The sequence below is a fragment of the Actinospica durhamensis genome (assembly GCF_018139695.1).
GTDB lineage: Bacteria > Actinomycetota > Actinomycetes > Streptomycetales > Catenulisporaceae > Actinospica > Actinospica durhamensis.
In genome coordinates this window covers 1-26,501 of sequence record NZ_JAGSOG010000039.1, presented here as the reverse complement: position 1 = coordinate 26,501, position 26,501 = coordinate 1, and the positions used below count along the sequence as shown (strand labels likewise).

The following is a 26,501-nucleotide window of genomic DNA, read 5'->3' as shown; positions in this document are numbered from 1 at the left end:
AGTGAAGTGATATCACGATCGCATACTGCGACGCAATAGTCACCGAGGAAAAACTGGGGCGCGTTGCGGTCCCGGAGGACCACGGGCTCCGCCCCGGACCGACACCGCCGTCGTCTCCCGGTCCGTCCGGTCCAGACAGTCCGCCCGGATAACGGATAAATGGCTGGCGGCCCCAGTACGAATATTGATGTAATTCCGCAGTGCACATCACCTCAGAGACCGTCACGGACGGAATCCGCGAGCGGCTCTTCACCATCGGAGACATCCCCGGAGTTTCTGGACGCCCGCCGAGGGCTCCGGCCCGCGTCCGCTGGTCCTGATCGGACACGGCGGCGGTCAGCACAAGAAGGGATGGGAGGTCGTCTCCCGAGCCTTCCCCTACGTCACCACCTGCGGCTTCGCCGTGGCCGCCATCGACGCGCCGGGAACCGGCGACAGGCCGGAGCACCCGGAGATCCGGCGGCTGGTCGCGCTCATCAAGGAACGAGAGGCGGCGGGCGAGCCCCTGGGCCCGGCGTGGCCCGCCCTCAACGAAACCGTGGCGTCGCAGCTCATACCCGACTGGCAGACCACCCTCGACGCACTCCGGCAACTGGACTGCGTCGGCACCGGCCGGCCCGTCGGATACTACGGTCTCTCCCAGGGCGGCGAGATGGGCATACGCCTCGTCGCGGCCGAGCCCCGGATCACGGCCGCGGTCCTCGGCCTCGTCGGAAGCGACTGGCTACTCGACATCGCCGCGCGGATCACGGTTCCGGTCGAGTTCTTGCTGCAGTGGGACGACCAAGGCAATCCCCGGGACTCCGTCATGAACTTGTACGACGCGCTCGGCTCAGCCGAGAAAACCCTGCACGCCAACCCTGGCGGCCACTTCGGAGTCCCCTCGTTCGAAATCGACAGCTCGATCCGATTCTTCGCCCGCCACCTGGGTAGCCTCGGCACGGCGAGCACATCCTGACGCCAGCGGGACCGGCAGCACCGGCTCCAGCGTTGAGCCATGGTCATGTGGCGCTGTTGTCGGTGAGGGTGCCGCCCACACGCAGCGCGGACGAGGTGTCGAGACCGAGGCGGGCTGTCCATGCCAGTGCCATGTCGAGGGTGGCGTCCGCGACGACCGACCTGGCGGCGGCCAGGTGTGGTGCCGACGTTCCCTGATCCGCCAGGGTCATCCACTGCGCCGCGTTCAGCGCGAGGTAGCGCAGGTCGGGCATGTCCGCGACGCTGCCAACGCGGCGACCGGGGACAAGTCCTCGACCACACCCTGCAGCAATCTCAGGTTCGCCGCGCCCGCCAGGGGAGCCAAGCTGACCGGACCTCGGCCCTTCAGATAGACGGCGTGGAGCTGGGCTGTCGCCTCGCCCGGCATCTCGCCCACGAATTTTCCGGCGCTGCGAGACGATCTGAGCCCGGCCAGGTAGATTCCGCCGTCCGCGACTGTGTAAGAGCCTTGCTCGAGGAGGGCGAGGGACCGCTCAAGGAGCGCTGTCACCGACTCGGCGACGTATGTCGGGCCGTCCAGATGGTCCCTGCCCAGCGCGATGACCTGGCCCGGACGGCCGTCGCGGGCCGGCGCCATGTCCACGGCGAGACAGTTGCCGCTCTCGTCGGCGGCGAAGGGAATCCAGCCGGGGTGCCGGCGGCAGCGCCGGACGGTCGCCGGCGGGTCGGCGTCGAGGACGACCGCGTTCTACGCCTGCTCGTAGTGACCGGGATAGAGCTGGCCGGATACGCGCGAGCGGCAGCCAGGTGAACCCGAACAGGCCAGGGCACAGCATCCGCCATTCCGGCGAAATCCGGCGCGAGCCGTGGGCCGCGGCCGACCGGGTGTTTTGTGTCCGAGCCCGTCGGGTGTCCGGGCTGGTCAAAAGCATTGCCATGCGACAGTCAGGGTCATGAGATTAGCTACGCGCTGTGCCGTCGCGCTTGCCGCGACCGCCGTGGTCACCGTGTCCGGAATCGCCGCTGCCGTTCCCGCCTCAGCGGTCGAGGCGACGCCGGGGGCGGCTGGCGCGGCAGGGGCGGCCATCCACGAGCTTGACGCCCAGGATTACTATCCCGACACCGCCTTTGGGGTGACCGCACCCGACCACGTCGTGGTGGAAGTCAGTGACAACGCGGATCCTGACGAGATCGCTGCGATCGAAAGCGCCGTAGCCGCCGATGAGGCCCACACCGGTGCCCATATCACCGTGACGACATTCCATGGCGACCTACGCCCGGGATTCGTTGGCGGTGACGCCATCTACAGGCCGCGGAGTCGCTGCTCGGCGGCTTTCAATGTCCTGACGCGCGAGGGGCAGGACGGATTTCTGACAGCAGGACACTGTGGCGACAATGCATGGGCGAATTCGACGTGGGAGGCGAACTTCGGGATCACGGTCGCGACGACGGTCAATGCCAGCTTCAACGACCCTGCCAAGGGATACCCTGACTACGCGCTCGCCCGTTACACCGCAGCAGCGGCCTCGCCCGCGGCCGTCAACTTGTACGATGGCCAGCAGCAGCGGGTCTATGTTGCCGGGAACGCGTATGTGGGTGAGAGTGTCGAAAAGTCCGGTTCTACCAGCGGCTTGAGTGCTGGAATGGTCACGGGCCTCGACGTTACCGTCAATTATGTCAATGGCACGCGAGTGCAGGGCATGATTGAAACAGACATGTGCGCCAGGCCGGGGGATTCGGGCGGTGCGCTCTTCGACAAGGGAATTGCCCTGGGGATCACCTCGGGCGGATCAGTGGACTGCGCGGCTGGTACACCCCAGTCGTTCTATCAGCCGATCATCCCCGCCCTGCAGGCCTACGGCGCCACGCTCAAAGTTTCAGACTGAGTAAGACCACTTCGTCACACCATCCGCCCAATGAGGTGATCCCAGCGAGAGTCAGCTCGCGATCTTGTGTTCGAATCGCGCGACGGCGAGGGCGGCTCGGGATTCCGTCGGCGCGGTGCGGGACCGGGTGAGCACGCCGACAGCCTGCGCCTTCGTACCCGCAGTCGGCCAGGATCGGCATCTCGGCGGTGTAATGCCAGGCGATCGCCAGGACCAGTTCGCGGGCCGCGGTCACATCGCGTGTGGAGCCCGGAAGCACGTCCGAGACCCACAAGGGCTCACCGACCGGATCCATCAGCGCCTGGATCACACCGCCGAACTCCCGGCTCTTCCCGGAGTACCACGCGTCGATCTCGCGGCCCTTCCTCGAGACCTTTGGCTCGGCCAGCCGGTCGGTCGGTCGGTCGATATCAGCGTGCCATCCAGGATCAGAGAGGCGACCTTCCCCGCGACTACCAAATCCTTGATACTTGGATCTCGTGAGATCCACGAGGAAGAGGCGCAACGTCATGGGAAGGCCGTCTCCCTGCTCCGGGGAGTTCGCGCTTCGGCCACCTCGCGCAGTCGGCGCAGTTCGTCTCGCTCAGCGGTGGTCAACGCGCCGCCCTGATCCCCGCCCGCGTCGATCCGGGCCTGGTCCATCCACTTGCGCGGGATCTGATCGCTGACGCCCGGCTGCGCGGCGATCTCCGCCACGGTCCGCTGCGGCGAGGAGCGGACCGTGGCGGACAGGAGCGGACCGTGGCTGCTACTTCTTCGCCGCCAGCAGGGCCTGGATGACGGACGAGGGAGCTTGCCGGTCAGGGCCCGAACCCGGCGCCGCGAGCCGGCAGCCGCCGAGTTCCACCACGCTCCAGTTTCCGCTGTCGGCATTGGCGAACAGGGTGGCGTACTCGGTCGCCGGTGCGGCGCAGTTCTTCCCGGCGGCGACAGGAGCGCTCTTCAGGCCGTCGTAGACGAGGGCCGCTTGGCCGCCGCTGATCGTCGCGGCGGACTCGAACTCGCCGGCGGGCTTGATCTTGTCGTAGGCGCCGGCGAGCTTATAGAAGCAGACGCGGAAGGTCTTGACGGAGTTCGTCCCCGAGAAGAAGGGAGCACTCGTCCCCGAGCTGTTCACCTGCGCGTACACGAACGCCACCTCAGCGAACTGCTGGTCGCATCCGCTCGACTGCGCTCCCGCCGACAGCGTCTGCCGGATTCGCTCGGTGGAGGCGATTGTGGTCTTCACGGCCGCCAAGGCCTTGAGCACAGCGGGATCGGGTGCCGGACACACACCCCAGAACGGGATGGCGATCCGGTAGGCTGTGCCGTCGCCGTCAACCAGCACGATCCACTGCTGGACGTAGCCGATGGCGGTGCAGGCGATGGACTCCGTCGGGCTCGACTGCGGAGGCCTGACGTAGGCGGATCGCAGAGCATTGACGAAACCGTCGACGGAACCGGTCGACCTGACCGTGTTGACGACCTGCCACTCGCCCTCGCCGGCGACGTCTTGCTCGGCCTGGACGCACTCGAGCAGCGAGACCGGGTGGGCATCTGCCGGAAGCGTGCCGGCCGGCGACTGCGCGCCGTCGCCGCCGGACTTCACAGACTGCGCGTAGGCGGCGCAGTCATTCTTCGTCTGCACCGGTGCGACCGACCCGCTCGTCGGTATGGCACGGCTTTCGCCCACGTCCGATACCGTCACCGCGCTCGCGCACCCGCTCGCCATCAGCGTCGCCAAGACGACACCTGCCAGAATTGCTCGCCTCATCGCTGTCCCCTTATATATCGCCGCCCTCGTACGAACTCGAGAGCTGATGCCGGTTCGACGCGGCGAGTCGGCATCAGGTTCCCTGGAAAAGAGGCGGCCGTAATCGAGCGGCGGTCGGCGATCCTCGCGAGATACCGGGCGCGCCGCGCAGCGCCCTACGGCTCGGAGCGCGTTGCGCCCGCGGCGGCGAATGTCTCGAGGATCGCATCCAGGAACTCGGGGCCCAGATCCATCAGTGTCTTGATCGCTTCCTTGCGGATGGCCGGGGACGCGGCATCGGTCGCGGCGTGGGCGTGCCCAAGAAGAATCACTCTGATCGCCCGAGCTGCACTCGCCCTCACCCGATTCGGGCGCCGGATTGCGAGCTGATCCTCGTTGGGGTCACCCCACTGGCCGCTGCCCGGCGCTCTCTCGCGCCGGGCAGCGGCTTGCGCATCGGTACGCAGCGGGTCTTGGTCAGCGGCTCGGCGTGTCCGGGGAGGTGATCGCGATCAGACGGTCGAGTTTCGCGGCGTCGATGCGGCCGCCGGTGAGGGTGACGAGCCTGCCGAGCGGCACCTGCGCGACCATGCGCTGGATCTCGGGGTTCTGGAAGGACGATCCGGTGCCCGAGAGCGTGCTGATCAGGACGGGGGCGCCGACGGGATCGGCCAGCCATTCCCCGACGGTCGAGTCGAGGCTGAGGCGTCGGGCTCGCGGGGGCGCGTCCACGGTGACGGTCTCGCACAGGCGCAGGTCGCGTGAGGAGGCGCCGACGCTGAGTTCGAACTCGCCGGCCTCGAGTATCCAGCGGTGTTCGGAGGCGTCGAAGTAGGACAGGTCCCGGGCACCGAGCTCGAACTCGAGGTCTCGTGACTCGCCCGGTGCCAGCTCTACCTTTGCGAACGCCTTGAGCTCTCGCGCGGGCCGGTCGACCCCGGCGATCGGGTCACCGACGTAGAGCTGCACGACCTCCTTGCCTGCACGGGTCCCGGAGTTGGCGAGGGTGAGCGAGACCCGGATCCGGACGTCGTCACCTTCGCCCTCGACGCTCGCGCGCAGGTCGGAGTAGGCGAACGTGGTGTAGGACAGGCCGTGGCCGAACGGGTAGGAGACCGGCAGGGTCTTGGCGTCATAGTGGCGGTAACCGACGTAGATGCGCTCGCCGTAGAGGACGGAGTCGGTGGTGCCGGGGAAGTTGAGGTAGGCGGGGGTGTCTTCGAGGCGCAGCGGCACGGTCTCGGCGAGTCGGCCGGAGGGGTTGGCCTTGCCGAACAGCAGGTCGGCGATCGCGGCGCCGCCGGCCTGCCCGGCGAGCCAGCCTTCGAGGATCGCCGAGGCGTGCTGTTCCCAGGTCGAGGTCCGGACCACTCCCCCGTTGGCCAGCACGACGACGACGCGCGGGTTGACTGCGGCGACGTCCTCGAGCAGGCGGATCTGGTCCTGCGGCAGGTCGATGTGGGTGCGGTCGTAGCCTTCGGATTCGTCGCCCGCGGGCAGGCCAAGAAAGAGCACTGCGACGTCGGCCGCGGCGGCGGTGGCCACGGCGGCGGCGTGCAGCTCCGGCTCCCGCTCGTCTTGCGCCTGGGTGAATCCGCGCGCGTAGGTCACGGTCACGGACCTACCGGCGATCCCCGTCATGGCGTCGAGCGCGTTCTCCACCCGGGTCGCGTTCACCAGCGAGCTGCCCGCGCCCTGGTAGCGCGGCTCGTGGGCGAAGTCGCCGATGACCGCGATGCTGAGCTGGGCCTCGGGATCGAACGGCAGGATGCTGTTCTCGTTCTTGAGCAGAACGGCGGATTCGGCAGCGGCCTGCCGGGCGAGGGCGTGGTGGCGGGCGAAGTCGACCTTGTCCGCGCCGTCACGGGTGTGCGGCACGCTCTGCACCAGGCGCAGTACGCCGGCCACGGCGCGATCGAGCGCCGCTTCGTCCAGGGCACCGGACTTGACGGCTTCGACGATCCTTCGGGCGCTGACCCCGTGGGTACCTGGCATTTCGAGGTTCAGCCCCGCGGATATCGCCGCGATCGGATCGGCGACGGCGCCCCAGTCGGAGACCACTGCGCCCTGGAATCCCCACTCCTCGCGCAGCACCTCGGTCAGCAGCATGCGGTTCTGCGTGGCGTAGACGCCGTTGACCCGGTTGTACGCGGCCATGATCGCGGCCGGCTGCTCGGTGGTGACGATGTGCTCGAACGCGGGCAGGTAGATCTCCCGCAGCGTGCGCTCGTCGACCTGGGCGCTCACCCGGAGCCGCTCGGTCTCCTGGTTGTTGGCGGCGAAGTGCTTGACGCAGGCGCCCACACCCTTGCTCTGCACGCCGCCTACCAGCGCGGCTCCGAGGCGGCCGGTGAGCACCGGGTCCTCGGAGAAGTACTCGAAGTTGCGCCCGCACAGCGGCGAACGCTTGATGTTCACCCCGGGCCCGAGCAGTACGCCGACACCGGACGCCCGGGCTTCGGCTCCCAGAGCCTCGCCGACCCGTGCGATGAGATCCGGGTCCCAGGAGGATCCGAGCGCCGAGGCGGTCGGGAAGCAGGTGGCGGGCACGGCGTTCGACAGGGAGAACTCCCCCGTGCCCTCCTCGTCGGCCGCCAGGCGCAGGCCGTGCGGCCCGTCGGTCAGCGTGATCGAGGCGATTCCCAGCCGCTCGTACGCTGCCGTGTCCCAGGCGCCGCGCCCGGAGACCAGCGCGGCCTTCTCCTCGAGTGACAGTGCTGCGAGCAAGTCGGCGGTGCCGGTCGGATCGGGCATGGGACTCTCCTTCGAGCCAAGGGGGCCAGGGGGCCAAGGGGGCCAGGGAACGCGGAGGCGCGGATACACGGAAGCAAGCACTGACGCGCGTCACTGACGCGCGTCACTAGCTAACCGCAGTCGACCGATCTCGGCAACTCCGGGCGGGTAAAAGCACGTCCCGGCACATCCAGCCACGTCCAGATCCGCGGCCGACGACGCGAAGGGCCGGTCGGCCCGCCTGCGCCGCGGGGACGGCGGTTCAGCTGGTGGCGCGGTGCACCAGGGCGACCTTGACCAGGGCGGATGACAGATCGACGCGCTCACCCGCGAGGCCGGTGACGACCTGTTCGGCGCGGTGCCGGCCGGCTTCGGCGAGGTCGATCGAGACGGTCGAGAGGGGCGGGGTCGCGAATCGCGCCGTCGGGATGTCGTCGGCTCCGATCACGGCCATGTCCTGCGGGGCGCCGAGGCCGGCCTGCCGGAGCCCGGCGAGCACGGCGAAGGCGACCTCGTCGTTGAACGCGCACACGCCGGTGACGGACAGTTCGCGCCACTGGCTCACCGCCTGTTCGGCGTCGGCGGCTTCCGGGTCGGCGATCAGCGCGACCGGGGCCGGCAGCCCGGCCGCGGCGCACGCCGCGGCGGCTCCGCGCAGCCGCCCCTCGGCCATCTGCCGGAATCCCGGCTCGGCGGGCAGCGCGTAGCCCAGGCGCCGGTGTCCGCGCTCGATCAGGTGCTCGGCCTGCAAGCGCCCGATCGGGCCCATCGAGGCGTTGTAGTCGGCGTCGACCGGCTCGACCATCGCCACCCCGAGGCGCTGGAGCGCGGCGACCGTCTCGGGCTCGAAGGAGCCGAAGCCGAGTACGGCCGCGGCCTCAACGGTGGCGCACACGTCGGCCAGCGGGCGGCCGTGCGCGCTCATCAGGTGGGTGAACAGGGTCAGGCCGTGCTTGGCCAGCGAGGTCGCCAACTCCTCCACGAACCGGCTGATGCTCGGGCCGATCGGCAGGTCGGGGATGGACAGGACGACGATGTCGCTACGTCCCCCGGCCAAGGTCCTCGCGGAGGCCCGCGGGCGGTAGGCCAGGCGCTCGGCGGCTTCGAGCACCCGGCGCCGGGTGTCCTCCGGGATCACCTCGCCGGGCCTGTTATTAAGAACGTAGCTGACGGTGGTGCGCGAGACTCCGGCGACCCGCGCGACATCGGCGCTCGTGGTCCGCTTCGCGGGTGTCATGATCCTCCGGCGCTGTGCGCATGTCGGTGTTCGCGTGCCCGTGTCCGTGCGTTCCGGCGCGCTCGCCGGCTGACGCGCGTCAGTCTAGCGGGCCTGGCCCTTCGCCGAACCGGAACGCCGCAGCCGCCGACCCGACGCCGACGCGCGTGCCGTTACTTCTTCGTGACTCCGACGGCCCTTGTCGATCTCAACCGACTGCTGTTAGATACTGACACGCGCCAGTGACGCGCATCAGTAACGTTGGGTAATCGAATATTCGCCCGGAGCCCGCTCCTGCCGCCACCCGCTTCCCGCGGTGCGCGGCCGCCGCTCCGGGCTCTCCGCAGCCTTCTGACACGACTCGAAGGAGAGTCTCGTGGCCACAGAGTTTGACGTCGGCACCGCCTCCCGCCCGCCCGCGCGCCAACTCGCGCACCCGGTCCCAGGGGCGGACGCGGCCGGAGCCCGCACGGGATGACCCTCCGGTCGCCCGCCTCCCGCGTCCCGTGCGCTCCCGCCGCGACGCGCACCCCGCCGACCTCGCAGCTCACCTCCTGCCCGCCACTGTCCGAAAGGCCCTCATGTCAGCCGTCAGCATCGCCCCGGAACGGCAGTCCGAGAGCGCGCCGATATCCGCGCGCCATATCGTCGTCCTGATAGCACTGGTCTGGAACGTCGCGCTCAACCCGATCGCGGGCCTGTTGCTCGGCAACGCCCAGGCCTCCGTCGCGATCCACTTCCGCACCACCCAGATCGCCTGGTTCACCCTCGGGCCCGTGCTGGTCGGCACGTTCCTGACGCCGTTCACGATGAAGTGCGCCGCCGCGTACGGCAAGAAGCGCACGATGGTGGTGTGCACCGCGGTCGGCCTGGTCGGCGACGTGATCGCCGCGCTCGCGACGAACTACTCGGTGATGCTCGCCGGCCGCTTCCTCACCGGCGTCTACGTCACCAGCGCGCTGGTCTCCTACGCGATGGCGCGCGACGCCTTCCCGCAGCGCATGGTCAAGACGGCCAGCGGACTGCTCGCCGGCAGCATCGGCCTGGTCGGCGTGGCCGGGCCGTTCCTGTCGGCCTGGCTGATCGACTCCTGGAGCTTCCGGGGAGCGCTGTGGTTCCTGGTGATCTCCACCGGGGCGTGCCTGCTGCTGCAGGTCTTCGGGCTGACCGAGAGCCCGGTGCGTGAGCGCGACGCGCGCATGGACTGGCTCGGCGGCATCCTGCTCGGCGGCGGTCTGACCGCCCTGGTCTACGCGATCGGCGAGGGCTCGAGTTGGGGCTGGAGCAGCGGCAAGCTGCTGGCCTACGTGGGGGCGGGCCTGGTCGCCGTCATCGTGTTCGTGTTCGTGGAGAGCCGCATCGCCCATCCGCTGGTGCCGCTGGCGCTGATCAGGCGGCGCCGGGTGTGGACGGTGCTGGTGGCCACCGGACTCGCGGCGGGCGCGGCCTACGCGGTCGGCACGGTCGTGCAGCTGCTCACGCTCATGCCGAAGATCCCGATGGTCTCCGACGGGCTCGGCTGGTCGGTCTCGCGCAGCGCTCTGGCCGGAGCCCCGACCAGCGCGCTGGTCATCGTCGTCGCGGTCTTCGCCGGGAAGCTCGCCCGCCGCTTCGACTCGCGCCTGATGCTCGCGCTCGGCACGGTCCTGATGGCCGTGGGATACGCGATCGGCTCGCACTGGCACTACACCGTCGCCGAGTTCATCGTGATGGGCCTGGTCTCCGGCCCGGGCATGGGCCTGGTCCTGTCGGTGATGCCCATCATGATCGTCGAGTCCGTCGCACCGCAGGAGCAGGCCCTGGCCAACGGCACGGAATGGCTGATCCAGGGCGTGGCGCAGACCCTGGCCTCCCAGCTGATCTTCGTGGTGATGGCCCACGGCGGCACTGTGCTGCAGGGCACGCAGTTCTACCACGACTCAGGGTTCACCCACGGCTACTACCTGGTCATCGGCTGCATGGTCCTCGGCGCCCTGCTCACGCTGATCATCCCGAAGGCCCGTGCCGCCGACCAGTTGGAGGCCTCCTCGGCCGTGTGACCCGTGCCGCTCCAGCGCGCTCCGACACAGCGCACCGCGTAAGGCCGGCCCCGGCACCCGGGGCCGGCCCGTTCCTCCGCCGCCCGCCATCCAGGGAAAGACAGGGCAGAACCGATGATCCGCACGTCCTTCAACGACCGCTGGCGCACCCGCCCCAAGGTCAACCCGTTCGCCGAACTCTCCGGCACCGTCGTCCCGTTCGAGCCGGTCACCCTTCCGCACGACGCGATGATCGGACAACAGCGCATCGCGCCGGACGGCGAACCCACGATGGAGGGCGGCGCGGGCGGCTACTTCCCGGGCGGCGTGTTCGAGTACCGCAAGAGCTTCTTCGTGCCCGAAGACCTGCGCGGCAAGCGCGTCCTGTTCGAGTTCGAGGGCATCTACCGCGACGCGGTCGTGCACGTCAACGGCGCCTTCGTCGGACAGCGCCCGTACGGCTACTCCGGCTTCACCGTCACCGCGGATCCCTATCTGCGCTACGGGCAGGACAACGAGATCCGCGTCGAATCCCGCGCACACCAGGACGCCCGCTGGTACACCGGCGCCGGCATCTACCGCGACACCTGGATGCTGGTCGGCGACCTCGTGCGCATCGCGGCCGACGGGGTGACCGTGACCACGCCCGACATCGAAGCCGACCGCGCCGTCGTCGAGATCACCACCCGGGTGGAGAACGACTCGATCGCGATCCGCACCGTGCGCCTGGCCACTGAGGTCCACGGGCCCGACGGCGCCCCGGTCGCCTCGGACACCGCCACGGTCACCGTGTTGCCGGGCGAGCCCGCGACCGTACGTCAGCGTCTCTACATCTCCGCACCGGCCTTGTGGGACACCGACAACCCGCACCTCTATCGCGCCGTACTGAGCCTGGATGAGGACGGGCGCATCGACGACGCAGAGGCCACCTTCGGTATCCGCCGCCTGCAGCTCGACCCGCAGCACGGGCTGCGGATCAACGGACGCACCGTGAAGCTGCGCGGCGCCTGCGTCCACCACGACAACGGCGTGCTCGGCGCGGCGACCTACGCCGCGGCCGAGGAACGCCGCGTGCGCCTGCTCAAGGACGCCGGCTTCAACGCGATCCGCATGTCCCACCACCCGATGAGCGTCCCCATGCTCGAGGCCTGCGACCGGCTCGGCGTGCTGGTCGTCGATGAGGCCTTCGACATGTGGACCTCGGCCAAGAGCGGCTTCGACTACAGCCTGGACTTCCCGGAGTGGTGGGAGCGCGACATCGAGGCGATGGTCGCCAAGGACCGCAACCACCCCAGCGTCCTGATGTACTCGATCGGCAACGAGATCCCGGAGGCGGGCTCACCCGCCGGCGCGGCCTGGGGCCGGCGCCTGGCCGAGAAGGTCCGGGCCCTGGACCCGACCCGCTACGTCACCAACGCCGTCAACAACATGCTCGCCGTCATCGCCGAGCTCGGCAGCCTGCGCGCCGGAGCCGAACAGGCCGCCGAAGCCACCGAAGCCAAGAACGGGGCCGAGAACGCGTCCGAGAACGGGGCCGAGGACGGCAAGGGCATCAACACCCTCATGGCGGACGCGGGCGACGCGATGAACGCCATCGCCGCCTCCGAACTCGTCACGCACCGCACCGCCGAGTCCTACAGCGTGCTGGACGTGGCCGGGATGAACTACAGCGACAGCCGCTACGAGCTGGACCGGGAACTGTTCCCGAACCGGGTCATCCTCGGCACCGAGACGTTCCCCACCCGCATCGGCCGGTACTGGCCGCTGGTCGAGCGCCATGGCCACCTGCTCGGCGACTTCACCTGGGCCGGCTGGGACTACCTCGGCGAGGCCGGACTCGGGCGCCCTCAGTACGCCGACGACGAGACCACCCGCCCCACCACCGCCGGGCCCTATCCCCACCTGCTCGCCGACTGCGGCGACATCGACATCACCGGCGAGCGCCGCCCCGCCTCCTACTACCGCGAGATCGTCTTCGGCCTGCGGGAGAACCCTTACATCGCGGTACGCCGCCCGCACACCTACGGCAAGCGGTTCATCGGCAGCCCGTGGGCCTGGCACGACGCGATCGCGAGCTGGACCTGGCCTGGCAGTGAGGGCGCGCCGGTCACCGTGGAGGTCTACAGCGCCGCCGAGGAGGTCGAACTGCTCCTCAACGGCCGCTCACTCGGGCGCCGGCCCGCCGGACAGGAACACCTTTTCCGCACCGAGTTCGACACCGTCTACGAACCCGGCGAACTGCTCGCCGTCTCCTACCGGAACGGGCAGGAGACCGGACGCGAACTGCTCGCCTCCGCCAGCGGCCCGGCCGAACTGGCCCTCACGCCCGACCGCGTGGAGGTGCAGGACCGGCACGGCGAACTGGTCTTCCTCAGCCTCACCCTCACCGACGCACAAGGCGTACGCCACGTCGGTGCGGACTGCACCGTGACCCTGGAGGTGACCGGCGACGGCGTGCTCGTCGGCTTCGGCAGCGCCAACCCCGCGCCCGAGGAGGGTTTCAGCACCGCCGAACAGCTCACCTACGACGGACGCGCCCTCGCCGTGCTGCGCCCCACCGGCCCCGGCAAGATCCGCGTCGCCGCCGTGGCGCCGGACTGCGAACCGGTGCACGCCGTCATCACGGTCATCACCGCCTAGTGTGAGTCAGCTCGCGCCGGTGGTCCCTTCCGTGGGGAAGCCGTGTTCGCGTGACGCGATGACGGCTATCAGGACTGGAACGAGGAGGATCAGAACCGACCATGGGATGGCGCCGACCCCTGCCAGCGACAGCAGGCCGCCGCCGACGATGCCGCCGGCGGCCATGGCCGCGTTCCACAGGGTGACGAGCATGGCTTGAACCGCGTCGGCGGATCGTCCGCCGACGCGGCCTGCCGCGCTCTGCAGCAGGGTCGGGACGCCGCCCCAGCCCAATCCCCAAAGCGCCGCGGCGACATAGACCATCGCGTGGAGCCCGGCCACGGCGCCCAGCAGGGCGGCGGCGACGCCGACCAGCACGGTGGCGGCGAGTGTGAGGGCCCTGAGGTGGCGGTGGATGAGGGCGCCGACGACCCAGATGCTGACCAGGGAGGCGACGCCGAAGACCAGCAGGACCACGTCGGTCTGGGCGCCGAGCCCGATGTGCTGGAGGAACGCGGCGATGTAGGCGTAGAGGACGGTGTGGGCCAGCACGAAGACGAGGGTGACGAACAGGACGGGCGCGACGCCGGGCACGCGCAGGGTCTGGAGCACGGGGATCCGGCCGCCCTGCTTCTGGCCCGGGTGGTCGGGTACGACGGCGGAGATCCACAGCAGCAGGATCAGGGTGAGCCCGCTCATGGTGAGGAACGCGGCCTGCCAGGCCTCGAGCCGGCCGAGCAGAGTCCCGGCCGGCACACCCAGGGACAGGGCGAGCGGGATGCCCGCCATCGCGACGGCGATCGCGCGGCCTTCGAGTCGGGGTGCGACCATGCGGGCGGCGTAGCCGGCCAGCAGCGCCCAGGCCACGCCGGCCGCGACCCCGGCGACGAAGCGGCCGACCAGGGTGAGCGGGTAGTTCGCGGACATCGCGGTGACGGCGTTCGCCACGGCGAAGCCGAGCATCGCGGTCATCAGCAGGCGCTTGCGGCGCCAGGTGGCGGTGGCGGCCGCGAGCGGGATGGCCGTGAGCACCGTGCCGAGCGCGTAGACGGTCACGGTCTGACCGGCGGCCGACTCGCCGACGTGCAGGCCTGCGCTCATCGCCGGCAGCAGCCCTGCCGGAAGGGTCTCGGTCAGGCTCGTGATGAACACGGCGAGGGCCAGCGCCAGCAGTGCGGCCATGGGCAGCCCGGTCTTCGGCGGCGCGTCGGCCGCGGACGGTGCCATGGGCGTCACGGCAGGTGTCTCGGTACTTCGCATGAGGGAATGCTGAAACCTTGCCATCTATGTGAATGTCAAGGCGGGCGACGTGGTTCGATGGCGTCATGCGTATCGGGGAGCTGTCACAGCGCACGGGGACGTCGCGGCGTCTGCTGCGCTACTACGAGGATCAGGGGCTGATCGTCTCCAGCCGGGAGGCCAACGGATACCGGATCTACGACGAAGCGTTCGTCGACCGAGTCCTGCAGATCCGTGGACTGCTGGACGCCGGGCTGCCCACCCGGCTGATCAAGCAGATCCTGCCCTGCCTGAACAAGCCCCGCGCCATCCACTTCGAGGATGCCACGCCGGAGATGCTCGCCGCCCTCGAGGACGAGCGAGACCGCATGACCCAACGCATCCACTGTCTGGAACGCAACCGCGATGCGGTGTCCGAATACCTCGACGAGGTGCGGCGCAAACGGGCAGACACCTCGAACGACTCGGATTCACCGGCATTGTGGTACCAATGCTCTGATGGCTGAAAATGACCTCCGGCCGCCCGGCACGGTCGTCGTGGCGCTCCCGACCACCGCGAGCGGGCGCTACATCTCCCGCTCGCTGCACCGGATCGCGCCCGAGCTGCGCGCGCTCGCCGCGGCCCACGACGTCGTCCTCGTCGCCTGCCTCAACGGCCCCGATCCCGACGGGCACCATCGAAGCAGCCTGACCACTGCGCTGGAGGAGCTGGCAGCCGAGGCACCAGGGCTCGGCACTCACCTGCTGGTGCGCGGACCGGCCGGGAAGAACGCCGCCCTCGGCGAGTTGATCGGCTACGCGCGCGGGATCGGCGCCGCCTCCTTCCTCGTCGTCGACGACGACGTGCTCTTCGAGCCGGGGACCCTCGCCCGCAACATCGACGCGCTGGTCCGGGCGGACCGCGAGAGGATCGTGGTGGTCGGGGCCAGGATCCTGGCCCCGACCCGCCCGCTGCGCGCGTTCCGCCGGGACGCCCGGCTGCCGAGTGCGCTGTGGGCCTGGTGGTGGCAGTCGGTCTTCCGGCTGCCGTACGAACCGGCCTCCGAGTTCTTCCTCTTCACCCCCGGCCCCTGCTCGGCGCTGCGCGTCGAGGACTACCCCGAGCTCCCGGCGGACGACTCCGGCATCACGGACGACGCCTATATCAACTACTGGACCGTTGCGCAGGGCGGCGAGATCCTCCAGCCACCCGGCTCGGTCGTCTACTTCAACGTGGCCTGCGGCTACCGGGAGTGGATCGGGCAGCAGCTGCGCATCCTCGCCGGGGTCGAGCGCACCCTGGCGCTCTTCCCCGACCACGCCGACCGCATCCGCGAGGTCTTCGCGTGGGCGTACTCCCACAACAAGGACGCACGCGTCCGCGCACACTGTCGCACCCCTCGAAGGCTCCTCCTGCTGATCTTCTACCGCCTCGCCCAGCAGGACCTCCTGCGTCGCTACCGCGGCCTGCGCGGCACGCCCGGCTGGGGCCGCGCGGAGTCCACCAAGGACGCTGAATTCGAGTCCTGACGGGTATCGGCGGCGGCCGCACCGGCCGGCTCGCGGCTAATCCGCCGTGCTGCTGCGCCGACGCAGCAGCACGCCCACCACGAGTGCGCCGCACAGCGCGGCCGCGCTCGCGCCGAGTAGTGCGGCCTGCATTCCGTCGAGGAAGGCGCCCTGAGCCTCGGCGCGGACCTGGCCGCCCATGCCCGCGGCCACCGCGAGCGAGGAGCGGGCCGCATCCGCCGCGGCCACGGGTACGCCGGGCAGCGGAAGGTTCGCCCGGTAGACGGCGCTGAGCACGCTGCCGAGCACGGCGATGCCCACGGCGCCGCCGACCTCGCGGGACAGGTCGTTGGCCGCGCTGCCCACGCCCTGGAGCGCGGGCGGCAGGGCGTCGGTGACCGCGGTGGTCGCCGGGGTCATCGCCAGCCCCATCCCTGCCCCGAGCGGTACGAGCCCCACGGCGAGGTGCCAGTAGGCGGAGGTCCCGTCCATCTGCGCGAGCCAGGCCAGGGCGAGCGCCGCGAGCGTGAGCCCCAGCGCGCAGCAGGCGCGGGTGCCGAATTTCTCGCTGGCCCGCGGGGCCAGGCGCGAGGCCGGGATGAGTCCCGCCGCCATCGGCAGCACGCTGACCGCGGCCAGCAGCGGCTTGTCCCCGCGTACGAGCTGGAGGTACTGCATGATCACGAAGATGAAGCCGAAGAACGCGAAGAACTGCAGCGTGATCGAGGCGGTACCGGCCGCGAACGCGGGGTTCTTGAACAGTCGCGGGTCCAGCAGCGGGTCGCTCCGGCGCAGTTCCCAGACCACGAACACGGCCATGACCGCCAGCCCGCCGCCGAGCCCGCCCAGCGTGGCCGCGCCGGCCCAGCCGCGCCCGGGCGCCTCGATCACCGAGTAGACCAGCGCGCACAGGCCGACCACCGAGATCAGCGCGCCGACCACGTCGACGCGGGGGGCCTGCGGGTCGGCCGACTCGGGCACGACCGCGAGGGTGCCGGCGATCGCGGCCGCGGCGAGCACCACGTTGAGCAGGAACACCGAGCGCCAGGACCACTCCGTCAGCAGCGCGCCGGTGGTCAGCACGCCCACGATCGCGCTCGCCCCGGCCACCGCCGCCCACACGCTCACCGCGCGGGCCCGCTGCTCGCGCGGGAAGGTGCTGGTGATGGTGGACAGGGTGGCCGGCATCACCAGCGCCCCGCCGAGGCCGAGCAGGCAGCGGATCGCGATCAGCACGGCCGGGGTGGCCGTGAACACCGCCGCCGCCGACGCGGCGCCGAACACCGTCAGGCCGATCAACAGGGTCCTGCGACGCCCGAACCGGTCCCCGAGCGCGCCGCCCGGCAGCAGCAGCGAGGCGAACACCAGGCTGTAGGCGTCGATGATCCAGGTCAGCTGGGTCAGCCCGGCGTGCGTCTCGCGGGCGATCGAGGGCAGCGCGACGTTCAGCGACGCCATCGCCGCGACCACGGTGCCCAACGCGAGACAGGTCACCGCCAGCACCGGGCCGTGCCGAGCCGGACGTGCGCCGGCGCGCCCACCGCCCTCCAAGCCCCGGGGGCCGGACGCGGGTGCGGGGATCGGTACGGTCGCGGAGGGCATCGCGGTCTCCTCGGGTGGGGCGGCTCGGTGCCGGCCCGGTGCGGGCCGCACTTGAACGCTCGCGCCTACGGGCCCACCATTTCAACCGTGATGAATAAATCCTCCGGGCGCGGGCGTAGGGCCGGGGCCCCGGACACCCGCGAGCAGATCCTCGACGCGGCCCGGCGCCTGTTCCTGGCCAACGGATACGAGGGCACCACGATGCGCGCCGTGGCTGGTGCGGCGGACGTGGACGCCGCGCTGATCAGCTACTTCTTCGGCTCCAAGCGCGGGCTGTTCGGCGCCACACTCGCGCTGACGGCCAACCCGCTCGAGGTCGCCCGCCAGGAACTTCCCGGCGACCTGGCCACGCTGCCCGAGCGGGCGCTGACCGCGCTGCTGCAGGCGTGGGACGATCCACGCACCGGCGAGCCGCTGGTGGCGATGCTGCGCGGGGTCGTGCTCGACCCGGGGATGAGCGACCTCGTGCGCGAGGCGATGCACGGCGAGCTGCTCGCCCACCTGGCCGAGCGCCTCGGCGGGGTCGAGGGCGGGCGCCGGGCGGCGCTGTTCGGCGCACAGATGGGCGGACTTATCTTCACCCGCTACCTGCTGCGCCTCGAACCGATCGCCTCGATGAATTCCCAGGAGATCGTCCGTATGTACGCCCCGGCCCTGCGCGCCGTCCTGTTCGGCCCGCACCCCGGCCGCGCAGCGCTCCCCCACACCGGCCGGAGGTAGCCGGACACGCTTCCGGGCCCGCGTCAGCGTTCTTCGTGTAGTACGACGATCGAGCCGTCCTGCTTCACCAGTCTCCATCCGTCGGACAGCAGCGATTGGACGTACGGCACCGCGTGCGCGTTCGTATTGCCGCCCTCGGCCGCGAGGTCGAGTACCGCCCAGGTGCCGGGCGGATCGTCAGAGGTCAGCGTCACGGTGTCGCGTTCCAGGAGTGCTACGGCCAGGCGGTTGGTCGCCTCGACGGTCACGCCGCTCGGCACGGCCTGCACGGCTCCCTCGACCTGTTTGTTCCAGCTCGCGCTCGCCTCGTACGCGGCAGGCTTCTTGATCCATTCGCCGATCGGCAACTTGGCCATGTATTGGAAGGTGATCAGCAGAGACAAGCAGGCGAAGCCGGCGCCTGCGTACCGGAGGGCAGGCTTGACCCTGTCCAGCCAGCACGGCCCGCTCATCGATGAGGAAACCGACGCAGCGGCAGATCCGCATCAGCCCGTCGACGGCCGCGATGAAGATGATCGGCATCAGTGGGGCGTCGTAGTGGTAGTGCGAGGTCCACACATTCGGATCCGACGACAGCAGCCGGGAGAGCAGGTTGGGCGCCGCCAGGAGCAGGAGCGGCGAGGCGAAGCAGAGGCCTAGCACGGGGACGATCAACAGGTGCCAGAGCGCGCGCTTGGTCTGGTTGTCGTAAAGCAGGTGAAGGACGCGCAGGGGGTGCTCGACGATGTGCATCAGGTCTTGGACCGAGTTCGTCGCCTGCAGCGTGGAGGCGTACTGGTCGAGGTAGGTGTAGCCCGCGGGGCAGAACTCGGGGATGACGAGTTTGACCGTGATCAGGTACGCGGCGAGACCCCAGACCGCGAGGAACGCCGCGCGGCGCCATCGGCGGTGGCAGAGCGCGACCACGGCGAAGGCGGCCGTCATCAGGTTGAGGTCTTCCTTGACCAGGCACAGGCTGCACATCAGCACCGTCGCCCAGGTCCACCGTCCGGCCAGTATCCGCTCCAGGGCCCAGGCGATCAGTGGCGTCGCGAACATCACCTCGTGCACCGGAAACGCGATCGCGTGCTGCAGGCCGCTGCTGGCGAGGTATGCCGCGGTCACCCCGGTCGCGGGCCACCTTCCGACCATCCGGCGCACCGCCACGTACACCGGGATCCCGGACAGCGGCAGCAGGACGAACTGCGCGAGCACCAGCATGTACGGCGAATCGCGAATCCGCAGCAACGGCGCGAGCAGCACCCAGGCGGGCGTGAAATGATCACCGAGCTGAGACGACCCCTTGATCGCCACGTACGGGTCGGCGTGAAAGGCCCAGCCGCACACCGCCTCGTAGAAGATGCCGAGGTCCAGAGCGCCCACCAGACCACCGAGCCGCTCGTACTCGACCGTGGCGAAGACGCCGTAGCCAAGGATCGCCGCCACCACCAGGTACGTACACGGACTGCGCAACGCCGACGCGACGAGGCAGCGCAGCGAAGACGAGTACCGAGTCGGATCCAGCGGCGACAGCAGACGGGCGGGGCCGACCGCTGACGGGGGCGCAGCCTGGACGGAACCCGGTGCGAGGTGGCGTCGTGATGTCAGATGAACGGGCACGAGGGGTCCTGTCCGGGTCGAGTACAGCGGTTGTGCGAGTGCTGTCGATCCCCAACCGCCCCCGCGCACCTTCTCAACCGGTACCTGCACTCACGGCGAGCTCAACGCAGCCGACGATAGAAGCATGCAGACGGGAGCACATCTCGACACCCCGCGGAATCACCCCAACGGGTCCGTCCTGGCGGCCACTGCCGCCGCCCGCGCCCGGTTCCGGAGCGCCGCCTAGGCTCGGCCGGCCGGGCTCCGGGCCGACGCTGCGCCTACTGTTGGATCAGGATGCTCCATTGCACCGTGTCCGAGGTCTGTACCTTCAGGGTGACCTGGCCGGCCGGGAAGGCGACCTGGTTGCGGGTCGCGTTGACGGCGCCGTCGGCGCAGGGGATGTCGAGCGAGCCGACGGGCTGGTAGGAGAGCTTCGCGGTGCCGTTGCCGACGCAGCTGAAGTCGATCCACACCTGGCCGCTCGCGGCGACGAAGCTGCCCACCTCGGCGCTGCCGGCGGTGGCCGGCTGCTGAAGCAGGGTCTTGAGATCGAGGTTCGGCGTGGGCTCGGTGACCGCGCCCGCGCGCGCGGTGCTGGTCGGCGCGGCGTAACCCGTCGGGCCGGCCCCGCCCGACGCGCCGGCCGCGCAGCCGCCGGCGGTGGCCGAGGCGAGCACGGCGATCCCGGCCGCGACGGCCCGGTGCCGATGTCGGTGTATCAGGTGTCCGCTCAACTTCCCACCCCGCTCTGCCCGGTCTCCGGGCCGTTCGCCTGTTGGGTCGGCTGCGGTTCCTCCCGCGCCCGCTCCCGTCCCGAGCCCGCCTCGGACTTCGCCCTGGCGCGCAGTTCGGCCACGAGTTCCTCGTCCGAGAGCGGTGGATCCGGCAGCGCTCGCGCCGCGAAGGCGTGGTAGTGCCTGCGCAGTTCGTGTACTGTCTCCGGCTCTTCGTCGGCCATGTCCGTCCAGCTCTAGCCCTGTCTGCTCAGGGATGCCCGCATTGAGGCGAGAGCCCTGGTGGTCTGGCTTCTGACCGTCGCCGGCGCGCACTCGAGGATCTGAGCGGTGTGGGTGACGTCGAGGTCCTCCAGGTAACGTAGCATCACCGCAGCCCGCTGACGCGCAGGCAGCTCCCGAAGCGCGGCCGCCAGAATCAGGCGGTCGCCGACCGCGTCGAACTGCTCGTCCGCGGCGCGCTCGGGCACCTCGGCCCGCGAGGTCTCGGTGCTCCAGCGCGCGTGTCTGCGTTCACTGAGAAAGGTGCGGTACAAGGTGGTGCGGGTGTACCCGCGCGCCGCCTCGGGCCACAGCAGCCGGTCCCACCGCAGCAGCACCGCGAGAAGAGTGTTCTGCACCAGGTCCTCCGCCTCATGCCAGTCGCCGCACAACAGATACGCGTGCCTGCGCAGGCCGGGCCGGACCTCGGACACGAACTGCGCGAAACCGTCGTCCTTATCTTCCCCGGGTTTGTCCTCGTCCATCCTTGCCTCCCCCTGTTCCCCCCTTACCGCACCGAGCCGTGGGGCCCGGAGAAATCACCGCGGCGGCGATGCAGCGAAACCGCCGACCCACCGCATGTATAGCTACGAGAGCCGCGAGTAGTTCGAGATCACGATTTCTCGGTGTGAATCATGAGAAATCCGGTTCTGCTCCAACCTAGCAGCACCCTGAGTCCCGCGCTCCGCGCGTCCGCGGCTCCGGACCGAGTGCGACGCAGAAGTTCCACGACTGGAGGAAACCTCGAGATGAGACCCACCCCGACTCGCTCGCACCGCGCCCTCGGCCTGTTGGCCGTACTCGCCGCGGTGTTGCTCGGGCTGACCCTGGCCGGGCCGGCGAACGCCGCGGCCCAGGCCTCCGCCACCCACTCCGCCGCCGCCGCGGCGCAGACCGCGCCGACGGTCGTGACCTGGACCGACGGGTCCGGGCGCGTGTTCCACGCCCAGGCGCTGACCGCGGCCCAGATCAAGGCCGACGGGCTCACGAAGTACGTCGACGTGAACAACCTGGCCGTGACCACGCCGCGGATCGCGACCACGGCCACCGGCCAGGCGGTCGCGGTGGGCTCCACCACCGCGGTCAAGCGCCCGGCCGGCACGATCAGCCCGGCCGCTTCCGGCTGCTGGTCCACCTGGTTCGGCTACGGCACCTTCTCCGGGCTCCAACTGTGGGGGAAGACCGACGTGACCTGGTGTGGCGGCGGGACGTGGGTGACCTACGCGACGTCCAACTGCTACGGCTACCAGAACTACCCGACCTACCAATACCTCGGCTGCAACAACTACCCGAACTACGGCGTCGGCTGGAACCTCTACCAGGTGAAGACCCAGTATCTGCTCTGCTACGCATGGGTACCCGTGTGGGGCAGCTGCGTGGCTGAGGACTTCCCGTGGGAGCAGTACCAGTTCCTCGGCAGCGGCGTCATCGACTACAACGGCGGCGGCTCCTGATCCCGGGTCCGTGCCCGAGCTGACCTGACTCAGCCGGCCCTGTGCCTCGACACGCCGCGGCGTGTCGAGGCACAGGTGCATCGCCTCGGTGCTCACCCACGCCCCTCGCGGCTCGCCGCCGGGGTGGCGTCGGTCGGCGTCGGACTCAGGGTTTTGAGGATCTGCCCGTCCGCGGCGTACCCCGTGATCGAGGCCGGGTCCGCGCCGGAGGGCCACCAGGCGAAGTACCGGCCGCCGACGAGCGAGGCGTGTACCTGCAACCCGTCCGTCGTCTGGATGACGACGTCGTGGACGGACGCGGCGGCCTGGCCGTAGACGAGCCGGAACGGGGTGGAGCCGTTGAGCTTGCCCGGATCGCCGTCCAGGACGAGGAGCTGCGCCGGCGTGAACGGCCCGGTCGTGCCCACTCCGACGAAGATCGGGTCCGCCGTGTCACCGACGCACATGCCGTACTGATCGGCGCCGCGCAGCATCACGGCGGTCAGGCTGCCCCGCCGCTCGCCGAGTACGCCTTCCATCGCCGAGACCGAGATCGGCCAGTGCTCACCGGCCAGTTTGGCCTGGCAGGCCTGTTCGGCGGCGGAGAGCGCGCTGGCCGACAGCGGGGTCGGGATCGCGGTCCACGAGGAGACCGACGTACTGCCACCGCCCCTCGGCGCGGCGATCAAGGCGATCACCACGCCTGCCCCGGCCAGGGCCGGGATCGCCACACGACGAAGGAGACGACGTGAAGGCTGCCGGGCCGGTACCGCGAACTGGTCGCGTGTCAGTTCACGTGTCAGTGCCTGCCGGCGTACCTCGAACCGGCCGGGCGGCATCGGCAGTTCGGGAAGCGACCATGTCTCGGTGTTCATCGGGACCTCCTTCGACGCTGTCGGTGCGGCGCCCGCCTCGGCGCGGCCCGCGTTCCGGTTCTGATTCCATCCGCTCGGCGAGCCGCCGCCTGGCCCGGGAGAGCCGGGACTTGACGGTTCCCACCGGGATTCCGAGCGCCATGCCGATCTCGGCGTGGCTCAGCCGCTCGGTGGCGGCGAGTTCGAGCACCTCGCGGTCTTCGCGCGCGAGCCGGGAGAGCACGGAGACGAGCACGCGCGCCCGGCGTTCCGCGTCCACGCGCAGGGCCACGGTCTCGGCCGGGTCGTTCTCCGGCTCCGGCGGCGGGATCCGCGCCAGGGCCTCCCGGTAGCGCCGCATGGTGCGGTAGTGGTTGCGGGTGAGCATGGTGGCGATGCCGTAGAGCCAGGGCAGGGCCGTCACGATCTCCGGCGCCACCTCGCCTCGGCGCCGCCAGGCCTCGAGGAACACCGTCGAGGCGAGGTCCTCCGCCGCGGTCCAGGAGCCGACGCGCCGAAAGCAGAAGTTGTAGATGGCCTGATGATGCCGGACGAACAGCTCGTTCCAGGCGTCGACCGACCCGGACAGCGCGTCGCGCCACAGCACCTGTTCGGCGGGTCCCTCTCGGGGCAAGCTCATACCCTCGTTATGTCCGCGGCGGTCGGGCGGTTCCCGATTATCCCGCCGAATCCGCGCGGGACCCGTCCGGTCGCGGCATGTGAGCACCCTGGTGATAATGGCCGAATGGAGAACGCGCGACGTTACCGCTGGTCATACGGCTCGGTGCCGCTCAACGACGACGAGTGGCATGTGGTGGAGATGGAGACCGGGGGCGGCGAGCGCCTGGCCGTGTGCGGCTTCCCGGTCGAACTCGAGCTGCAGGGCGCGAGCTGGGGCGCGCAGGACACCTTCCCCCGGCACGACGAGTGCACGGACATCTACAACAGGGACCACCCCGACGCGCCGCTGGCGACGCGCCCGGATTGAGCAGGACCCGCATGCGGCGCCGCGGCGGCCGGTCGCACCGGTTGGTCAGACGGCCAGGACGATGCGGCCGGGCACTTCGCGCGCCTCGAGCCGGCGGTGCGCCTCCGCCGCCTCGGTGAGCGGGAGTTCGTCCACGCGCTGGGCCAGCCGCCCCGTGACGAGCAGGGGGACGACGTGTTCGGCCGCCGGGCGGGCGGCGGCGGGATCGGCCTGGAGGAAGGGGCCGACCGAGAAGCCGAGCATGCCCGCGTTCCTGCGCCACAGTTCGTCGCCGGTCAGCGGGAGGTCCGGGTCGGCGGCGGCGTGGCCGACCAGCAGGATGCGGCCGAGCGGCGCGAGCGCGTCGAGGGTCGCGGTGCGGACCCGGCCGCCGACCGGGTCGACGACGACGTCGATCCGGCGGCCGTCCAGCCCCTGCAGGAACCGGTCGCTGGTGAACACCTCGTCGTAGTCCAGGTGTGTGGTGTCGGCGATCCTGGCCTGCGAGGAGACGGTGCCGATGATGTGCGAGGCGCCCAGTGAGCGCGCGACCGCGGGGAAGGCGGCCGCGAGGCCTCCTGCCGCGCCGTGCACCAGCACGCTCTCCCCCTCGATCAGGTGCGCCACGCGGGTGAGCGCCAGATACGCCGTGGTGGCGTTCGGCAGGACCGCGACGGCCTGAGCCGGGTCCACGCCGCCGCCCTTGAGCGACACGGTCATCGCCGCGTCGGCCAGGGTCACCGTGGCGTATCCGCCCAGGGACATCTGCGAGAGCGTCACGACGGGTTCGCCGATCTCGAATCCGGTGACGCCCTCGCCCAGTTCACGCACGGTTCCGGCGACCTCGAGGCCGGGCACGAACGGCGGCTCGGGGAACCCGGGGCGGGCCAGGTCGCCGCGGCGGAAGAAGACGTCGACCAGGCCGACCGCGGCGTGGCTGGTGTCGATGCTGATCTGTCCGGGGCCCGGCTTCGGGTCGGGAAGGTGCGCCGAGACCAGGACCCCGGGCCCGCCGAACGCACTGATGATCATCGCATGCATGGAAACTCCCACGTGTTCTCTTCGGGTGCCGTGTTCTCTTCGGGCGCCCCCGCGCCCCGAGCTTCCTCGAAGATAACGCAATGGCGTTGCGTTGTCCAACGCAACGCCATTGCGTTACTCAACGCAACGAAAGTGCGTTGCTAGACTCGCCCTATGCCTGAAGCCAGCACCTTCCAGCGGGCCTACTCGCGCCTGCACAAGGAGCAGCGGGCCGGGGACCTCTTGGAGGCGGCCCGTACCCTCGGTGCCAGGGACGGCGTCCGTGCGGTCACGCTGATCGCGATCGCCACCCAGGCCGGCGTGCACTCCTCCGCCGTGCGCCGCTACTACGCCTCGCGCGAGGAGATCCTGCTCACCCTCGCCGAGGAGGGATACGCCGAGTGGGCCGATGACGTATCCGCACGTCTGGAGGGCCTTCGCGAAGTCGCTTCGGCGGAGTTGGCCCGCATCCTGACTGCCTCGCTCGTCGAGCGCCCGCTGTTTTGCGACCTGCTCACCCACGTCACGCTCAGCCTCGAACGCGACGTCTCCTACGAGCGCGTACTCGCCTTCAAAAGCGTCGCGACCGCCGCGGTGAAGGACCTCACCGCGGCCGTCGCCGCGGCCGGCCCGCTCCAGGAGGCACAAGCCAACGATCTGATCGTCGGGATCATCGCGATGGCCGCACCGCTGTGGCAGGCCGGCCACCCGGCCGAAACCGTCACCCGCCTCTACGCCGAAGAGCCCTCCATGGCGCACGGCGGTGTCGACTTCGAACCCACGCTCACCCGCCTGACCACCGCCCTGATCGACGGCCTGAGCTGACCGCGGCGTGGGCTCGAAGCCGCACGCGTCACTTCGATACGGGCGTCTCTGGCTTCATCTCGAACGACGCCTGCAGCTTGTCCGGCCGCTTCCCCAGGTTCGCCTTCGTCTTGCGGTCCCAGGGCGCCATGATCAGGCTCTTGGTCTCCTCGAGCATCGAGGCGGGCTCGAGGTTGCGGTAGGTGTCGACCTCGCCCGCGGCGACCGCCGTCAGCGTGGCGTAGACCGGCTCCGGATCGAACTGCGCGCGGGGGAAGGCGAGCTTCGCGTAGTCGTAGAGCCGTTCGGACGGGTCGTCCTGCCAGCTCTCCCACGTCTGGAACATCCGGTCGTTGAATCCGGTCAGGAACGGGCCCGGGTTCACGGTCGCGACCTCGATGTTGAACTCCTGCAGCTCATCGGCCATGCTCTCGGCGATGGCCTCGATCGCGTGCTTCGAGGCGGAGTAGATCCCGGTGAACGGGTTCACGTTCAGGCCCTCGCGCGAGGAGACCCACACGATCCGGCCGGAACCGCGCTTGACCATCTGCTTGGCGATCCCCTGGGTCAGCAGCAGCGGCCCGACCACGTTGACCTCGAACTGGTGGCGGATGTTGTCCGCCGGCACGTCCACCGTCGCCCCGCCCTCCCCGAC

Annotated in this window: 29 protein-coding genes; 10 read left to right on the top strand and 19 right to left on the bottom strand. The window is 70.2% G+C overall.

The genetic code is table 11. The annotated features are described in order from the left end of the window. Nucleotides 1-403: 403 nt before the first annotated feature. The gene (locus KDL01_RS10935) at nt 404-958 is read left to right on the top strand and encodes an acetylxylan esterase family protein (RefSeq protein ID WP_438801956.1); all 555 of its coding nucleotides are present in this window, start codon (nt 404-406) and stop codon (nt 956-958) included. Nucleotides 959-1,001: 43 nt separating this feature from the next. Here KDL01_RS10935 and KDL01_RS10930 read toward each other — a convergent pair whose 3' ends face one another. Beyond that, nucleotides 1,002-1,211 (bottom strand): hypothetical protein, encoded by a 210-nt coding sequence (locus KDL01_RS10930; protein ID WP_212528300.1) that lies wholly within the window; start codon nt 1,209-1,211, stop codon nt 1,002-1,004. Then, the gene (locus KDL01_RS45880; RefSeq protein ID WP_212528313.1) at nt 1,184-1,621 is read right to left on the bottom strand and encodes an SMI1/KNR4 family protein; all 438 of its coding nucleotides are present in this window, start codon (nt 1,619-1,621) and stop codon (nt 1,184-1,186) included. Before KDL01_RS45880 ends, KDL01_RS10930 begins: the two co-directional genes overlap by 28 nt. Before the next feature lie 271 nt (nt 1,622-1,892). On the opposite strand from KDL01_RS45880, the gene KDL01_RS10920 reads away from it, so the two are divergent. Next, nucleotides 1,893-2,825, top strand: coding sequence for a S1 family peptidase (locus KDL01_RS10920; protein ID WP_212528299.1), 933 nt, complete (start codon nt 1,893-1,895; stop codon nt 2,823-2,825). Here the strand turns inward: KDL01_RS10920 and KDL01_RS10915 are convergent. The 6 genes from KDL01_RS10915 to KDL01_RS10890 form a co-directional block, all read right to left on the bottom strand. Further along, the gene (locus tag KDL01_RS10915) at nt 2,809-3,336 is read right to left on the bottom strand and encodes a transposase family protein (protein WP_212528298.1); all 528 of its coding nucleotides are present in this window, start codon (nt 3,334-3,336) and stop codon (nt 2,809-2,811) included. The two genes, KDL01_RS10920 and KDL01_RS10915, sit on opposite strands and share 17 nt — an antisense overlap. Beyond that, entirely contained in the window at nt 3,333-3,521 is a 189-nt protein-coding gene (locus tag KDL01_RS10910) for a hypothetical protein (RefSeq protein WP_212528297.1), read from the bottom strand. Before KDL01_RS10910 ends, KDL01_RS10915 begins: the two co-directional genes overlap by 4 nt. A 52-nt stretch (nt 3,522-3,573) precedes the next feature. Next, nucleotides 3,574-4,452 (bottom strand): hypothetical protein, encoded by an 879-nt coding sequence (locus KDL01_RS10905; protein ID WP_212528296.1) that lies wholly within the window; start codon nt 4,450-4,452, stop codon nt 3,574-3,576. 281 nt (nt 4,453-4,733) lie between these two features. Further along, a complete protein-coding gene (locus tag KDL01_RS10900) occupies nt 4,734-4,889 on the bottom strand; it encodes a hypothetical protein (protein WP_212528295.1) in 156 nt (51 codons plus the stop codon). 145 nt (nt 4,890-5,034) lie between these two features. Next, nucleotides 5,035-7,311, bottom strand: a complete 2,277-nt coding sequence (locus KDL01_RS10895) for a glycoside hydrolase family 3 C-terminal domain-containing protein (protein ID WP_212528294.1) — start codon at nt 7,309-7,311, stop codon at nt 5,035-5,037. A 241-nt stretch (nt 7,312-7,552) separates the two neighbouring features. After that, nucleotides 7,553-8,527: a LacI family DNA-binding transcriptional regulator gene (locus KDL01_RS10890; RefSeq protein WP_212528293.1), complete on the bottom strand. Its 975-nt coding sequence runs from the start codon at nt 8,525-8,527 to the stop codon at nt 7,553-7,555. Between the two features lie 560 nt (nt 8,528-9,087). Between KDL01_RS10890 and KDL01_RS10885 the strand changes: the two genes are divergently transcribed. Next, entirely contained in the window at nt 9,088-10,545 is a 1,458-nt protein-coding gene (locus KDL01_RS10885; protein ID WP_212528292.1) for an MFS transporter, read from the top strand. Nucleotides 10,546-10,659: 114 nt separating this feature from the next. Beyond that, a complete protein-coding gene (locus tag KDL01_RS10880) occupies nt 10,660-13,164 on the top strand; it encodes a glycoside hydrolase family 2 protein (RefSeq protein WP_212528291.1) in 2,505 nt (834 codons plus the stop codon). Nucleotides 13,165-13,170: 6 nt separating this feature from the next. On the opposite strand, the gene KDL01_RS10875 is transcribed toward KDL01_RS10880, so the two are convergent. Then, on the bottom strand, nt 13,171-14,403 hold the full coding sequence (locus KDL01_RS10875; RefSeq protein ID WP_212528290.1) for an MFS transporter: 1,233 nt from the start codon (nt 14,401-14,403) through the stop codon (nt 13,171-13,173). A gap of 65 nt (nt 14,404-14,468) precedes the next feature. Here KDL01_RS10875 and KDL01_RS10870 point away from each other — a divergent pair, with 65 nt between their 5' ends. Continuing rightward, entirely contained in the window at nt 14,469-14,888 is a 420-nt protein-coding gene (locus KDL01_RS10870; RefSeq protein WP_212528289.1) for a MerR family transcriptional regulator, read from the top strand. Continuing rightward, entirely contained in the window at nt 14,881-15,891 is a 1,011-nt protein-coding gene (locus KDL01_RS10865) for a glycosyltransferase family 2 protein (RefSeq protein ID WP_212528288.1), read from the top strand. Before KDL01_RS10870 ends, KDL01_RS10865 begins: the two co-directional genes overlap by 8 nt. Nucleotides 15,892-15,927: 36 nt before the next feature. Here the strand turns inward: KDL01_RS10865 and KDL01_RS10860 are convergent, their stop codons facing one another. Next, nucleotides 15,928-17,472, bottom strand: a complete 1,545-nt coding sequence (locus KDL01_RS10860; protein WP_212528287.1) for an MFS transporter — start codon at nt 17,470-17,472, stop codon at nt 15,928-15,930. 90 nt (nt 17,473-17,562) lie between these two features. On the opposite strand from KDL01_RS10860, the gene KDL01_RS10855 reads away from it, so the two are divergent. Beyond that, nucleotides 17,563-18,192, top strand: coding sequence for a TetR/AcrR family transcriptional regulator (locus KDL01_RS10855; RefSeq protein ID WP_212528286.1), 630 nt, complete (start codon nt 17,563-17,565; stop codon nt 18,190-18,192). Between the two features lie 23 nt (nt 18,193-18,215). Here the strand turns inward: KDL01_RS10855 and KDL01_RS10850 are convergent, their stop codons facing one another. The 5 genes from KDL01_RS10850 to KDL01_RS10830 form a co-directional block, all read right to left on the bottom strand. Further along, nucleotides 18,216-18,386, bottom strand: a complete 171-nt coding sequence (locus KDL01_RS10850; protein WP_212528285.1) for a hypothetical protein — start codon at nt 18,384-18,386, stop codon at nt 18,216-18,218. Then, nucleotides 18,370-19,617 (bottom strand): DUF2079 domain-containing protein, encoded by a 1,248-nt coding sequence (locus KDL01_RS10845; protein WP_212528284.1) that lies wholly within the window; start codon nt 19,615-19,617, stop codon nt 18,370-18,372. The genes KDL01_RS10850 and KDL01_RS10845 overlap by 17 nt, the downstream gene beginning before the upstream one ends. A gap of 434 nt (nt 19,618-20,051) precedes the next feature. Then, entirely contained in the window at nt 20,052-20,507 is a 456-nt protein-coding gene (locus KDL01_RS10840; RefSeq protein WP_212528283.1) for a hypothetical protein, read from the bottom strand. Then, nucleotides 20,504-20,731 (bottom strand): hypothetical protein, encoded by a 228-nt coding sequence (locus KDL01_RS10835; protein WP_212528282.1) that lies wholly within the window; start codon nt 20,729-20,731, stop codon nt 20,504-20,506. Before KDL01_RS10835 ends, KDL01_RS10840 begins: the two co-directional genes overlap by 4 nt. Before the next feature lie 12 nt (nt 20,732-20,743). Beyond that, the gene (locus KDL01_RS10830; RefSeq protein ID WP_212528281.1) at nt 20,744-21,253 is read right to left on the bottom strand and encodes a SigE family RNA polymerase sigma factor; all 510 of its coding nucleotides are present in this window, start codon (nt 21,251-21,253) and stop codon (nt 20,744-20,746) included. Between the two features lie 264 nt (nt 21,254-21,517). Here KDL01_RS10830 and KDL01_RS10825 point away from each other — a divergent pair, with 264 nt between their 5' ends. Next, on the top strand, nt 21,518-22,222 hold the full coding sequence (locus tag KDL01_RS10825; protein WP_212528280.1) for a hypothetical protein: 705 nt from the start codon (nt 21,518-21,520) through the stop codon (nt 22,220-22,222). 92 nt (nt 22,223-22,314) lie between these two features. On the opposite strand, the gene KDL01_RS10820 is transcribed toward KDL01_RS10825, so the two are convergent. Then, entirely contained in the window at nt 22,315-22,932 is a 618-nt protein-coding gene (locus tag KDL01_RS10820) for a hypothetical protein (RefSeq protein WP_212528279.1), read from the bottom strand. 61 nt (nt 22,933-22,993) lie between these two features. Beyond that, complete coding sequence (locus KDL01_RS10815) at nt 22,994-23,695, bottom strand: RNA polymerase sigma factor (protein ID WP_212528278.1); 702 nt, start codon at nt 23,693-23,695, stop codon at nt 22,994-22,996. A gap of 105 nt (nt 23,696-23,800) precedes the next feature. On the opposite strand from KDL01_RS10815, the gene KDL01_RS10810 reads away from it, so the two are divergent. Beyond that, entirely contained in the window at nt 23,801-24,043 is a 243-nt protein-coding gene (locus KDL01_RS10810; RefSeq protein ID WP_212528277.1) for a hypothetical protein, read from the top strand. A 45-nt stretch (nt 24,044-24,088) separates the two neighbouring features. On the opposite strand, the gene KDL01_RS10805 is transcribed toward KDL01_RS10810, so the two are convergent. Further along, complete coding sequence (locus KDL01_RS10805; protein ID WP_212528276.1) at nt 24,089-25,063, bottom strand: quinone oxidoreductase family protein; 975 nt, start codon at nt 25,061-25,063, stop codon at nt 24,089-24,091. 153 nt (nt 25,064-25,216) lie between these two features. On the opposite strand from KDL01_RS10805, the gene KDL01_RS10800 reads away from it, so the two are divergent. Next, a complete protein-coding gene (locus tag KDL01_RS10800; protein ID WP_212528275.1) occupies nt 25,217-25,867 on the top strand; it encodes a TetR/AcrR family transcriptional regulator in 651 nt (216 codons plus the stop codon). 28 nt (nt 25,868-25,895) lie between these two features. On the opposite strand, the gene KDL01_RS10795 is transcribed toward KDL01_RS10800, so the two are convergent. Then, nucleotides 25,896-26,501: SDR family NAD(P)-dependent oxidoreductase (locus KDL01_RS10795; RefSeq protein WP_212528274.1), on the bottom strand; the 606-nt coding region annotated here is incomplete at its 5' end.

Coding starts and splice junctions, on each gene's coding strand:
- KDL01_RS10915 (WP_212528298.1), bottom strand. CDS start 3,336: ATGACGTTGCGCCTCTTCCTCGTGGATCTCACGAGATCCAAGTATCAA.
- KDL01_RS10810 (WP_212528277.1), top strand. CDS start 23,801: ATGGAGAACGCGCGACGTTACCGCTGGTCATACGGCTCGGTGCCGCTC.
- KDL01_RS10830 (WP_212528281.1), bottom strand. CDS start 21,253: ATGGACGAGGACAAACCCGGGGAAGATAAGGACGACGGTTTCGCGCAG.
- KDL01_RS10800 (WP_212528275.1), top strand. CDS start 25,217: ATGCCTGAAGCCAGCACCTTCCAGCGGGCCTACTCGCGCCTGCACAAG.
- KDL01_RS10885 (WP_212528292.1), top strand. CDS start 9,088: ATGTCAGCCGTCAGCATCGCCCCGGAACGGCAGTCCGAGAGCGCGCCG.
- KDL01_RS10855 (WP_212528286.1), top strand. CDS start 17,563: ATGAATAAATCCTCCGGGCGCGGGCGTAGGGCCGGGGCCCCGGACACC.
- KDL01_RS10865 (WP_212528288.1), top strand. CDS start 14,881: ATGGCTGAAAATGACCTCCGGCCGCCCGGCACGGTCGTCGTGGCGCTC.
- KDL01_RS10890 (WP_212528293.1), bottom strand. CDS start 8,527: ATGACACCCGCGAAGCGGACCACGAGCGCCGATGTCGCGCGGGTCGCC.
- KDL01_RS10895 (WP_212528294.1), bottom strand. CDS start 7,311: ATGCCCGATCCGACCGGCACCGCCGACTTGCTCGCAGCACTGTCACTC.
- KDL01_RS10815 (WP_212528278.1), bottom strand. CDS start 23,695: ATGAGCTTGCCCCGAGAGGGACCCGCCGAACAGGTGCTGTGGCGCGAC.
- KDL01_RS10875 (WP_212528290.1), bottom strand. CDS start 14,403: ATGCGAAGTACCGAGACACCTGCCGTGACGCCCATGGCACCGTCCGCG.
- KDL01_RS10825 (WP_212528280.1), top strand. CDS start 21,518: ATGAGACCCACCCCGACTCGCTCGCACCGCGCCCTCGGCCTGTTGGCC.
- KDL01_RS10805 (WP_212528276.1), bottom strand. CDS start 25,063: ATGCATGCGATGATCATCAGTGCGTTCGGCGGGCCCGGGGTCCTGGTC.
- KDL01_RS10835 (WP_212528282.1), bottom strand. CDS start 20,731: ATGGCCGACGAAGAGCCGGAGACAGTACACGAACTGCGCAGGCACTAC.
- KDL01_RS10920 (WP_212528299.1), top strand. CDS start 1,893: ATGAGATTAGCTACGCGCTGTGCCGTCGCGCTTGCCGCGACCGCCGTG.
- KDL01_RS10870 (WP_212528289.1), top strand. CDS start 14,469: ATGCGTATCGGGGAGCTGTCACAGCGCACGGGGACGTCGCGGCGTCTG.
- KDL01_RS10930 (WP_212528300.1), bottom strand. CDS start 1,211: ATGCCCGACCTGCGCTACCTCGCGCTGAACGCGGCGCAGTGGATGACC.
- KDL01_RS10860 (WP_212528287.1), bottom strand. CDS start 17,472: ATGCCCTCCGCGACCGTACCGATCCCCGCACCCGCGTCCGGCCCCCGG.
- KDL01_RS10880 (WP_212528291.1), top strand. CDS start 10,660: ATGATCCGCACGTCCTTCAACGACCGCTGGCGCACCCGCCCCAAGGTC.